This window comes from Ideonella sp. (assembly GCF_041287625.1).
GTDB lineage: Bacteria > Pseudomonadota > Gammaproteobacteria > Burkholderiales > Burkholderiaceae_C > Ideonella.
Genome location: NZ_JBGGNH010000058.1, coordinates 130,521 through 146,614, shown reverse-complemented (window position 1 = coordinate 146,614; position 16,094 = coordinate 130,521). Strand labels below are relative to the sequence as shown.

The window sequence follows — 16,094 nt, the reverse complement described above, 5'->3', positions numbered from 1 at the left end:
CTTTGCCGGCGGCCGTCACGCAAGTGACGTAAGGTGCGCCGATGCCAAGCGCCAAACCCTTGCTGATCAACCTGGCCCTGCAAGGCGGCGGCGCCCATGGCGCGCTGAGCTGGGGCGCGCTGGACCGGTTGCTGGAAGGCGGCCGCCTCGCGCCGGCCGCGCTCAGTGGCACCAGCGCAGGCGCGATGAACGCCGTGGCACTGGCCCAGGGCTGGCTGGATGGCGGCCCGGAAGGCGCCCGTGCAGCCCTCTCACGCTTCTGGCAGGCCGTGGCCGCCAGCGTGCCGGCCGAGGCCAGCCTGATTGCGGCGGACGGCCTGGCCGCGCGGCTCTCGCCGATGGTCAAGCTGCTGCTGCACTGGACCCAATACCTGTCACCCGAGCTCAGCAACCCGCTGGACCTGAACCCGCTGCGCGACATCGTGACGGCCCAGTTCGACTTCGAGCGCCTGCGCGCCAGCCCAGGCCCGGCCCTGTTCATTGCCACCACGCGGGCGCAGAGCGGCCAGCTGCGGCTGTTCGACCGCAAGAACCTGAGCGCCGACGCCTTGCTCGCCTCGGCCTGCCTGCCAACCGTGTTCCGCGCGGTGGAGATCGACGGCGAACCGCACTGGGACGGCGGCTACAGCGCCAACCCTCCCGTGCTGCCGCTGCTGCAGGCCGGCCGCGCGCGCGACACCTTGCTGCTGCTGCTCAACCCGCTGCAGCATGCCGGCCCGCTGCGCAGCGCCGCGCAGATCCAGCACCGCGCGCTGGACATGAGCTTCCACGGCGCCTTCCTGCGCGAGATGAGCCTGCTGGCCGCCTGGCAGCAGCAAGCCCGCCAGCACTGGCTGCCGCTGGACCGCTGGACGCGCCAGTTGGCAAGCGCCCGCTTCCACCTGATCGACGGCGGCACGCTGCTGGCCGGCCTGCCGCAGGACAGCCGCCTGGTCGTGCACCCGGCCTATTTCCAGGCTTTGCGCGAACAGGGCCGGGCGCTGGCGGGCGACTGGCTGGAGCGCCACGGCAGCCAGTTGGGCCGCCGCGGCACTGTCGAGCTGTCCGAACGCTTTTAGCGCCGGTCTGCGTCAGCGACCTGTGCAGTTCGCGTAGTACGTGACCGTGGCCGGCCAGTCCGAGAACATGCCGATGATGCCGACGTCGTTGGCCAGCACGTCCAGCGCGGTGTAGTAGTCACCCGGGCCCTTGACGGCGGGGGTGACGCTCTGGAAGTAATAGCCACCGCCGTCAGTCAGCGGGCCGGAGCGTTCGAGGGACCAGCTGATGATCTTCATGCCGGCGTTGCGCGCCGCGTAGGCATAGTCGGAGCCGACCATCTTGCCCTTCTTGTCCAGCGACAGCAGGGCCCAGATCGGCGGAGCGACGATCTTCACGCCCTTGGCGGCCATTTCAGGCAGCAAGGCCTTGGCGGCCGGCACCTGGTCCGGCGTGTCGACCGGAATCAGCGCAACCGACTGCTTGCCGAACTCCGGCTCGTGCTGGAGCCAGTAGTAGTTGTCATTGATGTTGAAGGACTGCGCCCAGACCCGCTTGGCCGGCACGCCGGCGTTCTTGAACGCATCGATCATCGCCTGCGCGTACTTCTCCTGCGTGTAGTCGCCCTGGTAAGGCATGGGCACGCTGGCGGCCTTCAGCTCAGGCGTCATGTCCACCTTGAGCTGCTTGAACAGCTCGATGGCCTCGGCCAGCGTCATCAGCGTGCCGGTGGCCGCGTAGGCGTCGGTGCGCCAGTCGGGCGTGCCCTTCATGTACTCGGCCACGCTGGTGGCGTTCGGGTTCGCGCCTTCCATCTTGCCCATCAGGCGCTTGAACTCGCTGACCGTCAGGTCACTGGTGCAGCAGGTCGCCGTGGCCTGTTTGCCGGTGGCCGGGTCGGCCGGGCTGAACGGCACGCTGCACTTGGCGGCCAGGTCCGGAATGGACAGGATGTTGGTGGTCTGCGCCAGGTCGCACTGCGAATGGCGGCAGACCAGCTCACGGTCCTTGGTGAAGGTCACGTCGCACTCGATCACGCCCGCGCCCTGGCGCGCCGCGGCCATGTAGCCTTCCTTGGTGTGCTCGGGAAACTGCATCGCGGCGCCGCGGTGGCTGATGGAGAACTGGCTCTTGGTCGCCGGAATGTTCTCGCAGGCCTTCAGGCGCTGCTTCAGGTCCTTGTCCGGCACCTGGTCGACCAGGTACATCGGCCGCACGCCAAGCTGGTAGTTGCTGACTGGCTGTACCTTGCCGGCATGGGCGGCCGGCAGATGGGCAAGGCTCAGCGCCAGGCTGCCGGCCAGCAGCATCGCGGCTTGTCTCAGGACATGGGTCATGGCGGTCTCCAGTTTGATCGAGGTGGGTGACCTCGCAGTGTGGAAACCGCACATGACCTGGGCGTGACCGATCCGCCGCGGGCCGGCACCATCGGGTCACAAGCTGTAAGACGGGCCGAGCCGGGCCGGCAGGCGGGGGCCGCTTCGGGTTCAGCGCCCGTCGAAGTCCTCGAAACCACCGGGATCGTCCGGGTCGCCCATGGCGCCGGCATCGTCCGAATCCCCGGCGACGCTGCCGCCCGAGCCACCCATGTCATCCAGCACGCGCAGGATCTGCTTGCCGTAGGCTTCGAGCTTCTTCGCGCCCACGCCGCTGATGCCGGCCAGCGCGTCCAGCGTGGCCGGGGCTTCGGCGGCCATCTGGGCCAGCGTCGCGTCGTTGAAGACGATGTAGGCCGGCAGGTTGTGTTCCTTGGCCACGCCGGCGCGCCAGCCCTTCAGCGCGGTGAAACGGGCCTGCGCACCAGCGTCCAGCGTGGCGGCGGCGCGGGGCACGCGGCTGCCGCCGCCGGTGCTGCCGGCCTTGCTGCGTGAGCGGCTGCGTGGCGTGGGCTCGCGCGGTTCGCGCAGCTCGATCTGCACCTGGCCCTTGAGCACGGCGCGCGCGCTGTCGGTCAGCGCCAGCGTGCTGTATTCGCCTTCGCTGGCCACGTGGCCGAGCGCGATCAGCTGGCGCATCACGCCGCGCCACTGCGCCTCGGAAAGGTCCGCGCCAATGCCGAAGGTGGACAGGCTTTCATGGCCACGCGCACGGGTTTTTTCGGTGGACTTGCCGCGCAGCACGTCGATCAGGTGCACGGTGCCAAAACCGAAGCCCGAATGCTGGTGGCAGCGGTAGATGCAGGACAGCGCCTTGCGCGCCGCCTCGGTCGCGTCCCAGCGCGCGGGCGGCTGGAGGCAGTTGTCGCAGTTGCCGCAACGCCAACCGGCTGGCCGGTCTTCGCCGAAGTAGGCCAGCAGCCGCACGCGCCGGCAGTCCAGGCTTTCACACATGGCCAGCAGCGCTTCCAGCTTGCCGACCTGCAGGCGCTTGAACTCGTCGCCCGCGGTGCTCTCGTCGATCATGCGGCGCTGGTTCACCACGTCGGCCAGGCCATAGCTCATCCAGGCATCCGCCGCTTCGCCGTCCCGCCCGCCGCGGCCGGTTTCCTGGTAGTAGCCTTCGATGTTCTTGGGCAGGTCCAGGTGGGCGACAAAGCGCACGTCCGGCTTGTCGATGCCCATGCCGAAGGCGACGGTCGCGACCATCACCAGCCCTTCCTCGCGCAGGAAGCGGTCCTGATGGCGGCGACGCACATCCTGGTCCAGCCCGGCGTGGTACGGCAGCGCGCTGATGCCTTCGGCGCTCAGCCACTCGGCCGTTTCCTCGACCTTCTTGCGGCTCTGGCAGTAGACGATGCCGGCGTCGCCCACGTGTTCGTCGAGCAGGAAACGCAGCAACTGGGCCTTGGCGTTGTCCTTCTCGACGATGGTGTAGCGGATGTTGGGCCGGTCGAAGCTGCTGATGAAGGTGCGCGCCTCGGCCAGCATCAGCCGGTCGATGATGTCGGCGCGGGTGTGCTCGTCGGCCGTGGCCGTCAGCGCAATGCGCGGCACGCCGCCAAAACGCGTGGCCAGCAGGTCCAGCTGCAAATAGTCTTCGCGGAAATCGTGGCCCCACTGGCTCACGCAGTGCGCTTCGTCGATGGCAAACAGGCTGAGCTGGCCGCGCTGGTGCAGCGAGTCCAGCATCGCCAGGAAACGCGGGTTGGTGATGCGCTCGGGCGCCGCGTAAAGCATCACCAAGCGGCCGGCCATCAGTTCGCGCTCGACATGCTGCGCACCGGCGCTGTCCAGCGAGGAATTCAGGAAGGCGGCGTGCACGCCGGCTTCTTCCAGCGCACCGACCTGGTCGTGCATCAGCGCGATCAGCGGGCTGACGACCACCGTCACGCCCTGGCCGGCCCGGTGCCGGGCAATCGCCGGGATCTGGTAGCACAGGCTCTTGCCGCCGCCGGTGGGCATCAGCACCAGCGCGTCGCCGCCGCCAATCACCTGGTCGACGATGGCCGCCTGGTGGCCGCGGAACGCGGTGTAGCCAAAGACCTGGTGCAGGATGTCGGCCGGCGCGGCGCTGGCATCGAAATCGGGAGCGGAAACAGAAGCGGACATTGGCCTCTATCCTAACTTGTGCCCCGTAAATGGCGCACCCGGACCGGCGCTTGCGCCGGCCACCCGCCGGGCGGGTTGGGCGGGCCTGCGGTCTCGGCCCCGAAGGTTTCAGCTGCTCAGCGCGCCCAGCGAAATCACGGGCCCGGTGGGCGCACCGGTGGGCGAGCCGCCGCTGGGCTCCAGGCTGATCGCAAAGGCCGCCGTGTCCTGCAGCAGCTTGGTGCGCCGAACCTGGCTGCCACCGCTCGCAGAAATCAGCCCCAGCGAGCGGGGTGCGCCCTTGGCAGGCACGGCCCACAGCTCAAGCGCGCGGCCGGCGGCCACGCTCAGCGGTTCCAGCGGGCGCAGCACCAGCGCACGCCCGTCGGCACTGATGCTGGCAACAAACTTGGCGCGCGACAGCAGCGCGGCATCGGCCTGGGCCGCCGGGTTGGGCGACAGCAGTACCAGCACCGGCGCCTGCGGCGGCACCGGCCGGGCCAGCATCACGGCCAGCACCAGCGCGGCAAATGCCGCGGCCCCGCTGCCCAGTTGCCACACCAGCAGCCGCTGCCACCAGGCCTGCGGCGCGCCGGCCGCGGCGCTGCGGAACAGCCGCGCCTCGATGCCGGCCCAGACGCTGGCCGACGGCGCGACCGGCGGCACGCTGGCCGTCAGCGGCAGCAGCCGGCCCTCCCAGCCGGCCACCGCGCGGCGCAACGTGGGGTGGGCCGGCAGCAGCGCCTCGAAGCGGCTGCGCGCGGCACCGCGCAAGGTTCCCAGCACGTATTCCGAGGCCAGGCGCTCGGCCCGTTCGGGGCGCGAGTAATCCATGTCGTCAGCTCCTTGTGGACAGCTCGCCAATCGCCAGGCACTTCTGCAGCGCCAGCAGGCCGCGCCGCAACCAGCTCTTCACCGTGCCCAGCGGCTGCCCCAGGTGCTGGGCCACTTCGGCATGCGTGAGCCCGTCGTAAAAAGCCAGCGCCAGGCTTTGCCGCTGGTCGTTCTGCAGCCTGCCCATGCAGCCCCGCACTGCGCGCGCCTGCAAGGCCTGCTCCATCAGGTCCACCGGACCCGGCCCATCACCCGCCACCTGCTCCAGCGGATCGCTGTCGTCCCCATCGCCCAGCGCGCTGGCAGGTGGCGACATGGTACGCACCGGATCGGCCTTCTGGCGGCGCAAGCTGTCGATGGCCGCATGCCTCGCCAGGCTGTGCAGCCAGGTCATGGCCTGCGCCCGCTCGGCGTCAAAACTGCTGGCGGCGGCCCAGACTTTCACGAACACCTCCTGCAGCACTTCCTCGGCCCGGCCACGCTCGGGCTGGATGCGCAGGACCACGCCCAGCAGATGCGCGGCGGTCGCGTCGTACAAGGCCCTGAAGGCCGCCCGGTCGCCCAAGGCGACGCGGGCCATCAAAGCCGCCAGCTCGGCGGCAGAGGAAGAAGCGGTGGCGACAGGCATCGGGCGACGATACAGGCGGTGTGTTCAGTTGACCATCGGCAATGCGCGCCAGCCTCGGCCTTGGTGCGGGGAGTGAGGGTGGAGGTCGCCCCTCGGCAGCGCCTTCACCAGTCCTTGTACGCAGCGGTTGCCGATTTGGATGCAGCGCGCCATGACGCCCGCCGCAAGATTTCCCCACCCAGGCCGGCACAAGTGCACACCGCTTATGCTGGACACCACCGCCTGCCACCGCCAGCAAACCGAAGGAAAGCCATGGACGCCACGGAATTGCGCCAGCGATTGATCCGCAACATCGATGAGCAGCTGACTGGCCCCGAGGCCGAGCGGCAGATGCGTCCGCCGCGCTACGAAAGCCTGTTCGCCAGCCTGTCAGGCGGCACGGTGGCCAGGCAACTGGGTGCCGGCGTGGACATGGTGCCGCCCGGCAAGCGGAGCTGTCCGTACCACCTGCACCACTCGCAGGAGGAGATGTTCGTGATCATCGAGGGCCGCGGCACGCTGCGCGTGGCCGGCGAGTTGCTGCCGGTGCGTACCGGCGACGTGATCTTCATCCCGGCCGGCCCCGAGTACCCGCACCAGTTGATCAACACCTCGGACGCGATGCTGAAGTACATGTCGATCAGCACCCAGCAGAAGCCGGAGATCTGCGAATACCCGGATTCGGGCAAGGTGCAGGCCTGGGCGCAGGGCGTCAAGGTGGTGCAGCGCCCGGCTGATGCCTTGGACTACTGGGACGGCGAGCCTTAGGAGGAATGGCACACCCGGTTCTGCGAGTACGCAGACCCACCCGCCGAGCGGGTTGCGCAGCCGCCTTGGGGCGGCCCGGCGCCGGCTGCGTCCCGAGCACCTGGCCACCGATCACTGTGCTTTGGGCCCTTGCGGCCGCACGGCCGCCGGAGGATTCAGCACGCAGCGGTAGGTGGCCGCGTCGCAGCGGGCCCCCGGATCGGTGACCATGATGCAGATCGAAACCTCGCCGCTGCGCTGCTGCGCGGCCTTGCGTTCTGCCGAGTAGCTGTCGGCGGCGCGCCGCACCTGGGCCTCGTTGGCGGTCAAGGTGGACCACGGGGCGTAGGCCTCCGGGCCGCCGCAGGCACGGTGGCCGATCGCCACCGTATGGCACTGGGCGTCCTGCGAGCAGCGTGGCTCGCCGACGGCGGCGTCCACCATCGCGCGGCCGTTGTCCGGTGTGGCGGCAGCAGGCGCACGGCAGGCACTGCCCAGCACGGCGGTCATCAGCAAAGCCAGCCAGGCTGACGATTTGAGGCATTTCATGCCCGGGATCATCCCCAGCCCGGGACCGAATGCCGTATCGGGTTGTTACCAATCGGCCAAAAGCCACCCACACCCCTAGACTGCAGCCCGCTGCCGGCACCCGCTCGGACCGCGTTGGGAACCGGGACACGAGTGGGCCGGCAGCATCCCCTGCCCTCAGCTGGCGAGCCCGCCGGTTCAGCCTTGCGGCACAATCCATGCTTGGATTCCAGCGGCTCCCCGCCCGCTTTTCTCTTGCTCTGGAGCGCCCATGGCCTCGATCAACAAAGTCATCATCATCGGCAATCTGGGCCGCGATCCCGAGGTGCGCTACACCCCCAACGGGGCAGCAGTGTGCAACCTGCGCATTGCCACCACCCGCAACTGGAAGCACCGCGAAAGCGGCGAACGCCAGGAAGAAACCGAATGGCACTCGGTCGTGCTGTACGACCGCCAAGCCGAGGTTGCCGGCGAATACCTGAAGAAGGGCCGCCCGGTCTACATCGAGGGCCGCCTGAAGACCCGCAAGTGGCAGGACAAGGAAGGCCAGGACCGCTACACCACCGAAATCGTCGCCGAGACCATGCAACTGCTGGGTGGCCGCGACAGTGCGGGCGGTGGCGGTGGCGAGGATGAAGGCGGCGGCTACAGCGGCGGCAGCGCTGGTGCCGGTGGTGGCTACAACCGCGAACCGTCGGCTGCACCGGCCCCGCGCAGCGCGCCCGCCCCGCGCGCCCCGGCCCCGCGCCCGGCGCCGAAGTCGTCGACCGGCTTCGACGACATGGACGACGACATTCCGTTTTGAGCCGGAGTCCAATGCTCACGGACGACGCATTGCGAGAACAGGCCGAGCTGCACGCCACGCAAGGCGAATGGCCGCAAGCCATCGCCGGTTTCGAAACACTGCTGGCGCGGCATCCGGGCGATGCCGACATACTGCTGCAACTGTCGTACGTGAGCTCGCTGGCCGGGCACTACCGCCAGGCCCATGCGCATGCGATGGCCGCCGCCGAGGCGGCGCCGACCGACGCTGACCTGGTGCAACAGCTGATCGCCCGGCTGCGCACCTTCAACGAGGTGCCCGCGCTGCAGGCCTGCCTCGAACGCCTCAAGCCACTGGCGCGCATGCCGGTGCCGCTGCTGATCGCCTTCGCCAGCCAGCTGACCAACCTCAATGAGATGGCCGCCGCGCTGCCGCTGCTGGACGAGGCCAAGCGCCGCGACCCTGGCTACCCGCCAACGCTGGTGGCGCGCGGGCAGGTGCTGCTCTACCTCGGCCGCTTCGACGAAGCCAGGGCCGACCTGCTGGCCTGCGGTCGCCGCGCCCCGCAAATTACCCGCACCTGGGGCCTGCTGGCGGAGCTGGACCGCCAGACAGCGGGCAGCAACCACTTGATCGAGATCCGCTCCGAACTGGCCAGGCCCAACCGCCGGCCGGAAGACATTGCCGAGCTGGCCTGCGCGCTGCACAAGACGCTGGACGACATGGGCGAGCAAGAGGCGGCCTGGTCTGCACTGGAACGCGCCTGCCGCGCCAGGCGCGCGACACTGGACTATCGCACCCAGGACAGCGTGGACCTGGTGGACGCGTTGATCGCGATGCCGAATGCCGCGTCGCCTGCGGTGGACACGCTGCCGCCCACCGCGGCGGGCAAGCTGCCGCTGTTCATCGTCGGCATGCACCGCTCCGGCACCACGCTGCTGGAGCAGCTGCTGGACGGCCACAGCGACGTGCGCACTTTGGGCGAGCTGTACGACTTCACCGCGCAGATGCGCCACGCCACCGACCACCACTGCCGCGGCGTGATCGACCTGGCGCTGGTGCGGCGCTCGCGCGGCGCCAACTACGCGGCAGTCGGCCGCCGCTACCTCGACGGCCTGGCCTGGCGGCTGGGCAGCGAGCGGTTTTTCACCGACAAGCTGCCCTCCAACTTCCTCAACATCGGCTTCATCTGCCGCGCGCTGCCGGAAGCCCGCATCCTGCACCTGAGGCGTGACGCGATGGAGGTCTGTTTCTCCAACCTGCGTGAGCTGTTCGCCGACGCCAACCCGTACAGCTACGACCAGCGCGAGCTGGCGGCCTTCCACGGCCAGTACGAGCGCCTGATGGCGCACTGGCACGCGCTGTACCCGGGCCGCATCCTGGACGTTTCGTATGCCGACCTGGTGGCCAGCCCCGAGGCCACGCTGCGCACCGTGACGCAGTTCTGCGGCCTGCCGTTCGAAGCCGGGATGCTGAACCTGGGCCAACGCACACGCGGCGTCTCCACCGCCAGCGCCGTCGCGGTGCGCCAGGGCATCGTGACCCGCGAAACGCCGAAGTGGCTGCCGTACGCGGACAAGCTGCGGCCGCTGGCCGCGGCGCTGGCCCAGGTCAGGGCCCGATAGCCGAAGTCCGGCCGAGGATCGCCGATGACCCCCTTGGCCCCGGACGCTGCACCGCTCGCCCCCGTCAGCTTCGCCGAAGCCTTCTGGTTCTGGCTGAAGCTGGGCTTCATCAGCTTTGGCGGGCCGGCCGGGCAGATTGCGATCATGCACGAGGAGCTGGTCGAGCGGCGGCGCTGGATCTCCGAGGGCCGCTTCCTGCACGCGCTGAACTACTGCATGGTGCTGCCCGGCCCCGAGGCCCAGCAGCTGGCGACCTACATCGGCTGGCTGATGCACCGCAGCTGGGGCGGGCTGGTGGCGGGTGGGCTGTTCGTGCTGCCCTCGCTGTTCATCCTGATCGCGCTGTCCTGGGTCTACATGGCGTTTGGCAACGTGCCGGTGATCGCCGGCCTGTTCTACGGCATCAAGCCGGCCGTCACCGCGCTGGTGGTGCACGCGGCCTGGCGCGTGGGCTCGCGGGCCCTCAAGAACAGCTGGTTGTGGGGCATTGCCGTGGCCGCCTTCGTCGCGATCTTCGCGCTGCAGCTGCCGTTCCCGCTGATCGTGCTGGCCGCCGGCGCCGTCGGCTACGCTGGCGGGCGCTGGGCGCCGGACAAGTTCAAGGCCGGCGGCGGCCACGGCAAGGCAACCAAGCCGGCCGGACCGGCGCTGATCGACGACCACACGCCCACGCCCGGGCACGCGCTGTTCAGCTGGCGCCACTTCCGTGCGGTGCTGGGCATCGGCCTGGGGCTGTGGGGCCTCGCCATCGGCGTCTTGTGTGCGCTGTACGGCTGGCAGGGCACGCTGACGCAGATGGCCTGGTTCTTCACCAAGGCTGCGCTGCTGACCTTTGGCGGCGCCTATGCCGTGCTGCCTTACGTCTACCAGGGCGCCGTGGACCACTTCCACTGGCTGACGGCGCCGCAGATGATGGACGGCCTGGCGCTGGGCGAGACCACGCCGGGGCCGCTGATCATGGTGGTGGCCTTCGCCGGCTTTGTCGGTGGCTGGGGCCGGGCCTTGTTCGGGCCGGACGCCTTGCCGCTGGCCGGTGCGGCGGCCGCCAGCGTGGTCACCTTCTTCACCTTCCTGCCGTCCTTCGTGTTCATCTTCCTCGGCGGGCCCTTCATCGAATCGACCCACGGCAAGCTGAAGTTCACGGCGCCGCTGACCGGCATCACCGCGGCGGTGGTCGGCGTGATCGCCAACCTGGCAGTCTTCTTCGCCTGGCACGTGCTGTGGCCGCAAGGCTGGGCCGGGCGCTTTGACTTGTTCTCGGCGCTGATCGGCCTCGGCGCGGGGCTGGCGCTGTTCCGCTTCAAGCTCGGCGTGATCCCGGTGGTCGTGGCCTCGGCGCTGGCTGGCCTGGCCTTGAGCTACCTGCATTGAGCTGCCCGATTCGGCCGCACCCTTCGCGAAACCCCCACCCGTGCCGGTAGCGGGACGCCGCTGGCGTGAAAAAGGCGTCGACACATGGTGTCGTCCCCTATACAGATGACCGCCTTTCCTGGACGGAAAGCCGCACAATCTGTTGGCCCCCATCTCTTGCGACGGAGCCCGGCGATGGCAATGCTGACCGACGAAAAGAGCCGAACCGACCTGATGAACCGCCTGAAGCGCGCCGAAGGGCAGCTCAGGGGCATCCAGCGCATGCTGGACGAAGGCCAGAGCACCCAGGACATTGCCAGCCAGATGTCGGCGGTGCGCAAGGCGCTGGACAGCACCTATGTCCGCATGACGGTTTGCTTCATGGAACAGGAGCTGGGCGCGCGGGTGGGCGATACCCCGCGTGGCCGCAAGCAGCTCGGCGAAGTACTGGAGGAAGTGCAGGGCCTGCTCGGCAAGATCAGGTGAGCGTCTGTAGGATGCGCCGATGAGCGACACCACCTCAACTTCATCCGTCCTGCCCACCCTGGTCACCACCGTCACGCTGCGCCAGTTGCAGGACTACCGCTTCGAAATCGGCTTCGGCGACGAAGTGCCCGCCATCATTGGCGACGAACCGCCGCCGCTGGGCAGTTCGACCGGACCGTCCCCGGTCCAGTTGCTGGCAGCCGCGGTGGGCAACTGCCTGTCGGACTCGCTGCTGTTTGCGCTGCGCAAGTTCAAGCAGTCGCCCGAACCGCTGAGCTGCGAGCTGCAGGCCCACGTGGGCCGCAATGCCCAGGGCCGCAACCGCGTGATGCGCATGCAGGCCACGCTGACGCTGGGCGTGCCGGCCGCGTCGCTGGAACACCTGGACCGCGTGCTGGCCACGTTCGAGCAGTTCTGCACCGTGACCCAGAGCGTGGCACCGGCGATCCCGGTGCAACTGATCGTGCGCGATTCGACCGGCGCCGAACTGCTGAACCACCTCAGCCTCGCGAGCACCTGAGGGGGGCTGACAAGCCGCCTCAGGCGCTCGGCGAATACCCCGGGTCGTCGGCCACGCCGACCAGCGCCGGCGCATCCGGCACGCGCTGCGCCACGCGGCCGCCGGGCTGGCGCTTGAGCCAGCGCTCCACCAGCGTCCACACCGGGGGCCCGCCGGCCTGCTTCACCTCTTCCGAGACGGATGCCCAGCCGGCTACCGCGTAGCGCTTGTCCGCCTGCAGCGGCTGGCCATGGACGCGCAGCTCGTCGATGCGGCGGCCCATCGCCGCGGCCGGCGTGCAGCGCCAGCTCAGGCCGCCGGTGCGCACCATGTCGCCGCCCTGCTGGTAATACGGGTCGGGGTTGAACAGGTTGTCGGCCACGTCTTCCAGCACGGTCTTGATCTGCTCGCCGCTCATCAGCGTGCGCGTGGCTGTCGGGTAGGTGATGGCCAACTGGTCCATCAGCCGCTCGCGCGTGATGGCCTGGCCGGGCAGCAGGCTGCCGCCCCAGCGGAAGCCGGGCGAAAACGCCAACTCGGCGTCCTGCTCGGCGCGCAGCGCGTCGCAGATCAGCTGGTCCCAGCTGCCGTTGAAATTGCCGCGCCGCCAGAGCAGGCCGTCGGTCACGGCCAGGGTTTCGTTCAGCTGCTTTTCGTAGGGCGCACGCAGCTTGGCGATGAGTGCGGCCATCGCCGGGTCCGGCGCGAGCTGGCGCGAGAAGATGGGCAGCAGGCGGTAGCGGAAATCGCGCACGCGGCCGTCTTTCACGTCGAAGTCCATCAGGCCGAGGAACTTGCCGTGCGAGCCGGCATTGGTGACCAGCGTCGTGCCGCCGGCGTTGCGCACCGGCACGGCCAATGGCACCGCGTCGTGCGTGTGGCCGCCGAAGATCGCGTCCAGCCCGCGCACGCGGCTGGCCAGCTTCAGGTCCACGTCCATGCCGTTGTGCGACAGCAGCACCACCACCGCAACACCCTTGGCGCGCAGCGCGTCGACCTGCTGCTGCAACTGCGCCTCCTGGATGCCGAAGGTCCAGTCCGGCACGAAGTAGCGCGGGTTGGCAACCGGCGTGTACGGGAACGCCTGGCCGATGACCGCGCAGGTGACGCCGTTCTGCTGGCGCAGCGTGTACGGCGCAAACACCGGATCACCAAAGTCGGCGCTGGCGATGTTCTGGGCCACGAAGTCGATCTGGCCCTTGAAGTCCTTCGCGACGACCTCCTGCACCCGCGCCGCGCCCAGCGTGAATTCCCAGTGCCCCGTCATCACGTCCACACCCAGCAGCTTGCAGGCGTCGACCATGTCCTGGCCATTCGTCCACAGCGCGGTGGCCGAGCCTTGCCAGCTGTCGCCACCGTCCAGCAGCAAGGCGCCAGGCCGGCTGGCGCGCAGCTGGCGCACCAGCGTGGCCAGGTGGGCGAAGCCGCCGATCTCGCCATGGCGCTGGGCCTGGGCGCTGAAGTCCAGGCAGCTCAACGCATGCGCCATCGCGCTGCCGGGCGCCACGCCCGCTGCCTTCAGCACCGCCTCGCCGGCAAGGTGCGGCCACTGCCCCTTGGCCGCGCCCACGCCCAGGTTCACGCTGGGCTCGCGGTAGTGCAGCGGCAGCAACTGCGCATGGCAGTCGGTCATGTGCAGGAACGAGACGTTGCCGAAACGCGGCAGCTCGTAGAACCCACCAGGTTCGGCTGCCCAAGCAGCGCTGTTCAGGTTCAGTCCTGACAAGGCCGCGGCGCCCAACGCCTGCAGCCACTCGCGCCGATCCAGATTCATCTCGGATCGACCAAGTTCACTTCGCGTTGACCGGCGACTGCGGGTCCAGCAGCAGGGCCATCACGTTTTTCAGCTGGCCTTCGTCCAGCAGGTTCTTGTGGCCGAAGCGCGGCATGTTGGAGCAGGCGTTGTAGGCCCAGGCGTTGTAGAGCTTGGCCCAGGTGTATTGCACGATGGGCGCCGAGGCTGGGTCCTTCGGGTCGCTCACGCCGCGCAGCTTGCCGTAGTGGTACAGGCTGGGGCCGATGCTGCCGAACGAGATTTCGCCCGGGCCGATCTGGTGGCAGTTGTAGCAGCTGGCGCCATTGGCGCTGGTGGCCGTGCTCTTGTCGCTCCAGGTCATGCCGCGGCCGTTTTGCGCCAGCTTCTCGCCTTCGCGCCAGTCGCCCAGGTACTGGCCATCGGCCGGCGGCTTGACGGTGGCCAGCGCCTGGGCCTCGAGCTCGGCATGCAGCGTCGGGTCCGGCGGCGTGCGGCTGGAGCAGGCAGCCTGTTCGGGTGTCTGCTGCAGGCGGTCCAGCCCGGCAATGCCTTCCTCGCGGAAGGACGATTTCAGCATCGCCTGGAATTCGGCTTCGGAAGCCTCGTTGCCGGTGCCGGGCGACTGGCAGCCGGTCAGCAGCAGCGCCCCAATCAGCAGGCTGCCACCGGTGGCGAACATCGATTTCATGCGGTTTCCCATGTCAGCCCCTCAGCGCTTGAGCGACGGCGCGGCAGCCGCGGCACCGTTGGCGTTCACGCCCATGTAGACCCCCAGCGCCACCGTGATCTCGGAGCCAAAGCCGGGGTACGGGAAACGCTGCTGGCGGAAGCAGTCATTGAGCCGGCGCTGCATGGTCCACAGCTCACCGCTGGACAGCCGGTAGGCCGGCCAGGCGGCGAAGCCGACGCCGTCGCCCGGGTTGCTGCGCAGGTCCGGCAGGTCCTGCAGGCGGATGCGCTTGCCGGCTTCGCCGTGGCAGGTGGCGCAGGCAAAGTCCATTGGCCCACCGCGGAAGTAGAAGGCGCGCTGGCCCAGCGCGTAGAGCCGCTTTTCTTCCGGGTGGCGCTGCGGCAGGCTGATCTTCATGCCGCTGGATTCGGACGAGATGTAGGCCGCCAGCGCCTCGACGCTGGCCTGCTCGCCCTTGCCAAACGGCGTCCTGGCGATCTCGACGGCATTGAAGCCCTGCAGCGTCTCCATGCAGCTCAACAGGCGGGACTCCAGGTCCTGCACGCGACCGGTGTCGGCGAACCAGCGCGGCAACTGTGCCCATGCGCCCTTGACCACGCCAGCGCCCAGGCCCAGGTCGCATTGGCTGAGCGAGGCCTTCTTCGGCCCGCGCGGCTCGGTCCACAGCGCCTCGCCCTTGGCGATGAACAGCTCGGCCGGATTGCCATCGGCCAGCATCGCGCGGTATTCGGCAATGCCGTCGGCCGCGGACTTCTGCTGCGCCAGCGCAGCGCCGCCGGCCAGGGCCAATCCGAGCGTCAGTGCCGGCGTCAGGACAGCGGCCAGCCTGGGCCTCCTGCGCGGCATCGGGTTCTCAAGGTTCACGGGGCTCCTCCTGTGTTGTCTGTGGGCTTGGTCGGCGCTCAGGCCACCGTGGCTTCGTCGCTTCGCTTGTCGCCGTGGTTGTCGGTCCACGAGACGCTGACCTTGTCTCCCGCCTTCGCGCCCTTGATGTTGAACTGCAGGAACGGGTTCTTGGCGACCGAAGGGCCCCATTGCGCGGTCAGCACCGGCTTGCCGTTCAGCGAGGCGCTGACTTCCTGGATGAACCAGGCCGGGATCGGCTTGCCAGCGGCGTCCTTGCGCTGGCCGGTCTCCATCTCGTGACTCATCAGGACTTTGACGACGGCCTTGTCGCCAGCAGCCTGGGCGCGAATGCGCATCGGATCGGACATGTCTTGCTCCTTGAACGTTCAGCCGCCGCAACCGCCAAGGGTCACTTTGATTTCTTTTTGGGCAAACAGCACCTTGTTGTCCGCGGTGATCGCCACCGCATAGACGTTGCAGGTCTGCGCCATCTTCACGCGCAGCGAGAAGTTGGGTTCGATCGCGTCGCTGACGTCGAACGAAGCCGCCAGCGTCGACGGGTTCTTCTCGATCAGCACCAAGAGGCGCTTGACGCCCGGCAGCGAGGTCGACAGCGCCAGCGGCACGACGGCGCCGTTCTCGGCGATCTCCGGGCCGGTCAGCGTGACGTCCTTGCTCTCCACCGGTGCCGACACGCCCAGCGCCTTCACCACCTCGGCCACGCTCTTGGCCTCGAAGGCCGCCGTGTTCCAGGCGGCATGGGCCGCCCCCGGCAACACGCCCAGGCCGGCCAGCAGGCCTGCCACGCTGGCACTGCGGGCCAGCAATTCACGACGATGCATCTTCAAATTCTCCTTGCGGTATGGACTCAATGCTAACCACGGGGCCGTGACTTGCCGATGGTTTCACGTACTCGC

The 16,094-nt window shown here is 69.0% G+C and carries 17 protein-coding genes; 7 read left to right on the top strand and 10 right to left on the bottom strand.

Annotated elements, in window-relative coordinates; all coding sequences use genetic code 11:
• Positions 1 to 41: 41 nt before the first annotated feature.
• On the top strand, positions 42 to 1,058 hold the full coding sequence (locus tag ACAH41_RS21840) for a patatin-like phospholipase family protein (RefSeq protein WP_325653761.1): 1,017 nt from the start codon (positions 42 to 44) through the stop codon (positions 1,056 to 1,058).
• Between the two features lie 12 nt (positions 1,059 to 1,070).
• Here ACAH41_RS21840 and ACAH41_RS21835 read toward each other — a convergent pair whose 3' ends face one another.
• The 4 genes from ACAH41_RS21835 to ACAH41_RS21820 form a co-directional block, all read right to left on the bottom strand.
• The gene (locus ACAH41_RS21835) at positions 1,071 to 2,315 is read right to left on the bottom strand and encodes a glycerophosphodiester phosphodiesterase family protein (protein ID WP_325653763.1); all 1,245 of its coding nucleotides are present in this window, start codon (positions 2,313 to 2,315) and stop codon (positions 1,071 to 1,073) included.
• Between the two features lie 150 nt (positions 2,316 to 2,465).
• Positions 2,466 to 4,466, bottom strand: a complete 2,001-nt coding sequence (gene recQ, locus ACAH41_RS21830) for a DNA helicase RecQ (RefSeq protein WP_325653765.1) — start codon at positions 4,464 to 4,466, stop codon at positions 2,466 to 2,468.
• A gap of 108 nt (positions 4,467 to 4,574) precedes the next feature.
• The gene (locus ACAH41_RS21825) at positions 4,575 to 5,279 is read right to left on the bottom strand and encodes an anti-sigma factor domain-containing protein (protein ID WP_325653766.1); all 705 of its coding nucleotides are present in this window, start codon (positions 5,277 to 5,279) and stop codon (positions 4,575 to 4,577) included.
• 4 nt (positions 5,280 to 5,283) lie between these two features.
• Positions 5,284 to 5,907: a sigma-70 family RNA polymerase sigma factor gene (locus ACAH41_RS21820; RefSeq protein ID WP_325653767.1), complete on the bottom strand. Its 624-nt coding sequence runs from the start codon at positions 5,905 to 5,907 to the stop codon at positions 5,284 to 5,286.
• Between the two features lie 252 nt (positions 5,908 to 6,159).
• Here ACAH41_RS21820 and ACAH41_RS21815 point away from each other — a divergent pair, with 252 nt between their 5' ends.
• Complete coding sequence (locus ACAH41_RS21815; RefSeq protein ID WP_325653769.1) at positions 6,160 to 6,654, top strand: cupin domain-containing protein; 495 nt, start codon at positions 6,160 to 6,162, stop codon at positions 6,652 to 6,654.
• A 111-nt stretch (positions 6,655 to 6,765) separates the two neighbouring features.
• On the opposite strand, the gene ACAH41_RS21810 is transcribed toward ACAH41_RS21815, so the two are convergent.
• Positions 6,766 to 7,182, bottom strand: coding sequence for a hypothetical protein (locus ACAH41_RS21810; RefSeq protein WP_325653770.1), 417 nt, complete (start codon positions 7,180 to 7,182; stop codon positions 6,766 to 6,768).
• Between the two features lie 250 nt (positions 7,183 to 7,432).
• On the opposite strand from ACAH41_RS21810, the gene ssb reads away from it, so the two are divergent.
• The 5 genes from ssb to ACAH41_RS21785 all read left to right on the top strand — a co-directional run bounded on the left by ssb (position 7,433) and on the right by ACAH41_RS21785 (position 11,905).
• Positions 7,433 to 7,966, top strand: a complete 534-nt coding sequence (gene ssb / locus ACAH41_RS21805; protein WP_325653772.1) for a single-stranded DNA-binding protein — start codon at positions 7,433 to 7,435, stop codon at positions 7,964 to 7,966.
• Between the two features lie 11 nt (positions 7,967 to 7,977).
• The gene (locus tag ACAH41_RS21800; RefSeq protein ID WP_325653774.1) at positions 7,978 to 9,549 is read left to right on the top strand and encodes a sulfotransferase; all 1,572 of its coding nucleotides are present in this window, start codon (positions 7,978 to 7,980) and stop codon (positions 9,547 to 9,549) included.
• A 24-nt stretch (positions 9,550 to 9,573) separates the two neighbouring features.
• Complete coding sequence (chrA, locus tag ACAH41_RS21795; RefSeq protein WP_325653776.1) at positions 9,574 to 10,920, top strand: chromate efflux transporter; 1,347 nt, start codon at positions 9,574 to 9,576, stop codon at positions 10,918 to 10,920.
• Between the two features lie 174 nt (positions 10,921 to 11,094).
• Entirely contained in the window at positions 11,095 to 11,385 is a 291-nt protein-coding gene (locus ACAH41_RS21790; RefSeq protein ID WP_141289977.1) for a metal-sensing transcriptional repressor, read from the top strand.
• Positions 11,386 to 11,404: 19 nt separating this feature from the next.
• A complete protein-coding gene (locus tag ACAH41_RS21785) occupies positions 11,405 to 11,905 on the top strand; it encodes an OsmC family protein (RefSeq protein WP_325653779.1) in 501 nt (166 codons plus the stop codon).
• 19 nt (positions 11,906 to 11,924) lie between these two features.
• Here the strand turns inward: ACAH41_RS21785 and soxB are convergent, their stop codons facing one another.
• From soxB to soxY, 5 genes are read right to left on the bottom strand one after another with little or no spacing between them, the layout of a single operon-like run.
• Positions 11,925 to 13,658 carry a thiosulfohydrolase SoxB gene (gene soxB / locus ACAH41_RS21780; RefSeq protein WP_325653781.1) on the bottom strand — a complete coding sequence of 578 codons (1,734 nt, stop codon included), beginning with the start codon at positions 13,656 to 13,658 and terminating at the stop codon, positions 11,925 to 11,927.
• A gap of 16 nt (positions 13,659 to 13,674) precedes the next feature.
• Positions 13,675 to 14,328 carry a sulfur oxidation c-type cytochrome SoxX gene (soxX, locus tag ACAH41_RS21775; protein ID WP_325653782.1) on the bottom strand — a complete coding sequence of 218 codons (654 nt, stop codon included), beginning with the start codon at positions 14,326 to 14,328 and terminating at the stop codon, positions 13,675 to 13,677.
• 21 nt (positions 14,329 to 14,349) lie between these two features.
• A complete protein-coding gene (gene soxA, locus ACAH41_RS21770) occupies positions 14,350 to 15,177 on the bottom strand; it encodes a sulfur oxidation c-type cytochrome SoxA (RefSeq protein WP_370538464.1) in 828 nt (275 codons plus the stop codon).
• 56 nt (positions 15,178 to 15,233) lie between these two features.
• A complete protein-coding gene (gene soxZ / locus ACAH41_RS21765; protein WP_325653786.1) occupies positions 15,234 to 15,545 on the bottom strand; it encodes a thiosulfate oxidation carrier complex protein SoxZ in 312 nt (103 codons plus the stop codon).
• Between the two features lie 18 nt (positions 15,546 to 15,563).
• Complete coding sequence (gene soxY / locus ACAH41_RS21760; protein ID WP_325653788.1) at positions 15,564 to 16,019, bottom strand: thiosulfate oxidation carrier protein SoxY; 456 nt, start codon at positions 16,017 to 16,019, stop codon at positions 15,564 to 15,566.
• Positions 16,020 to 16,094: the final 75 nt, after the last annotated feature.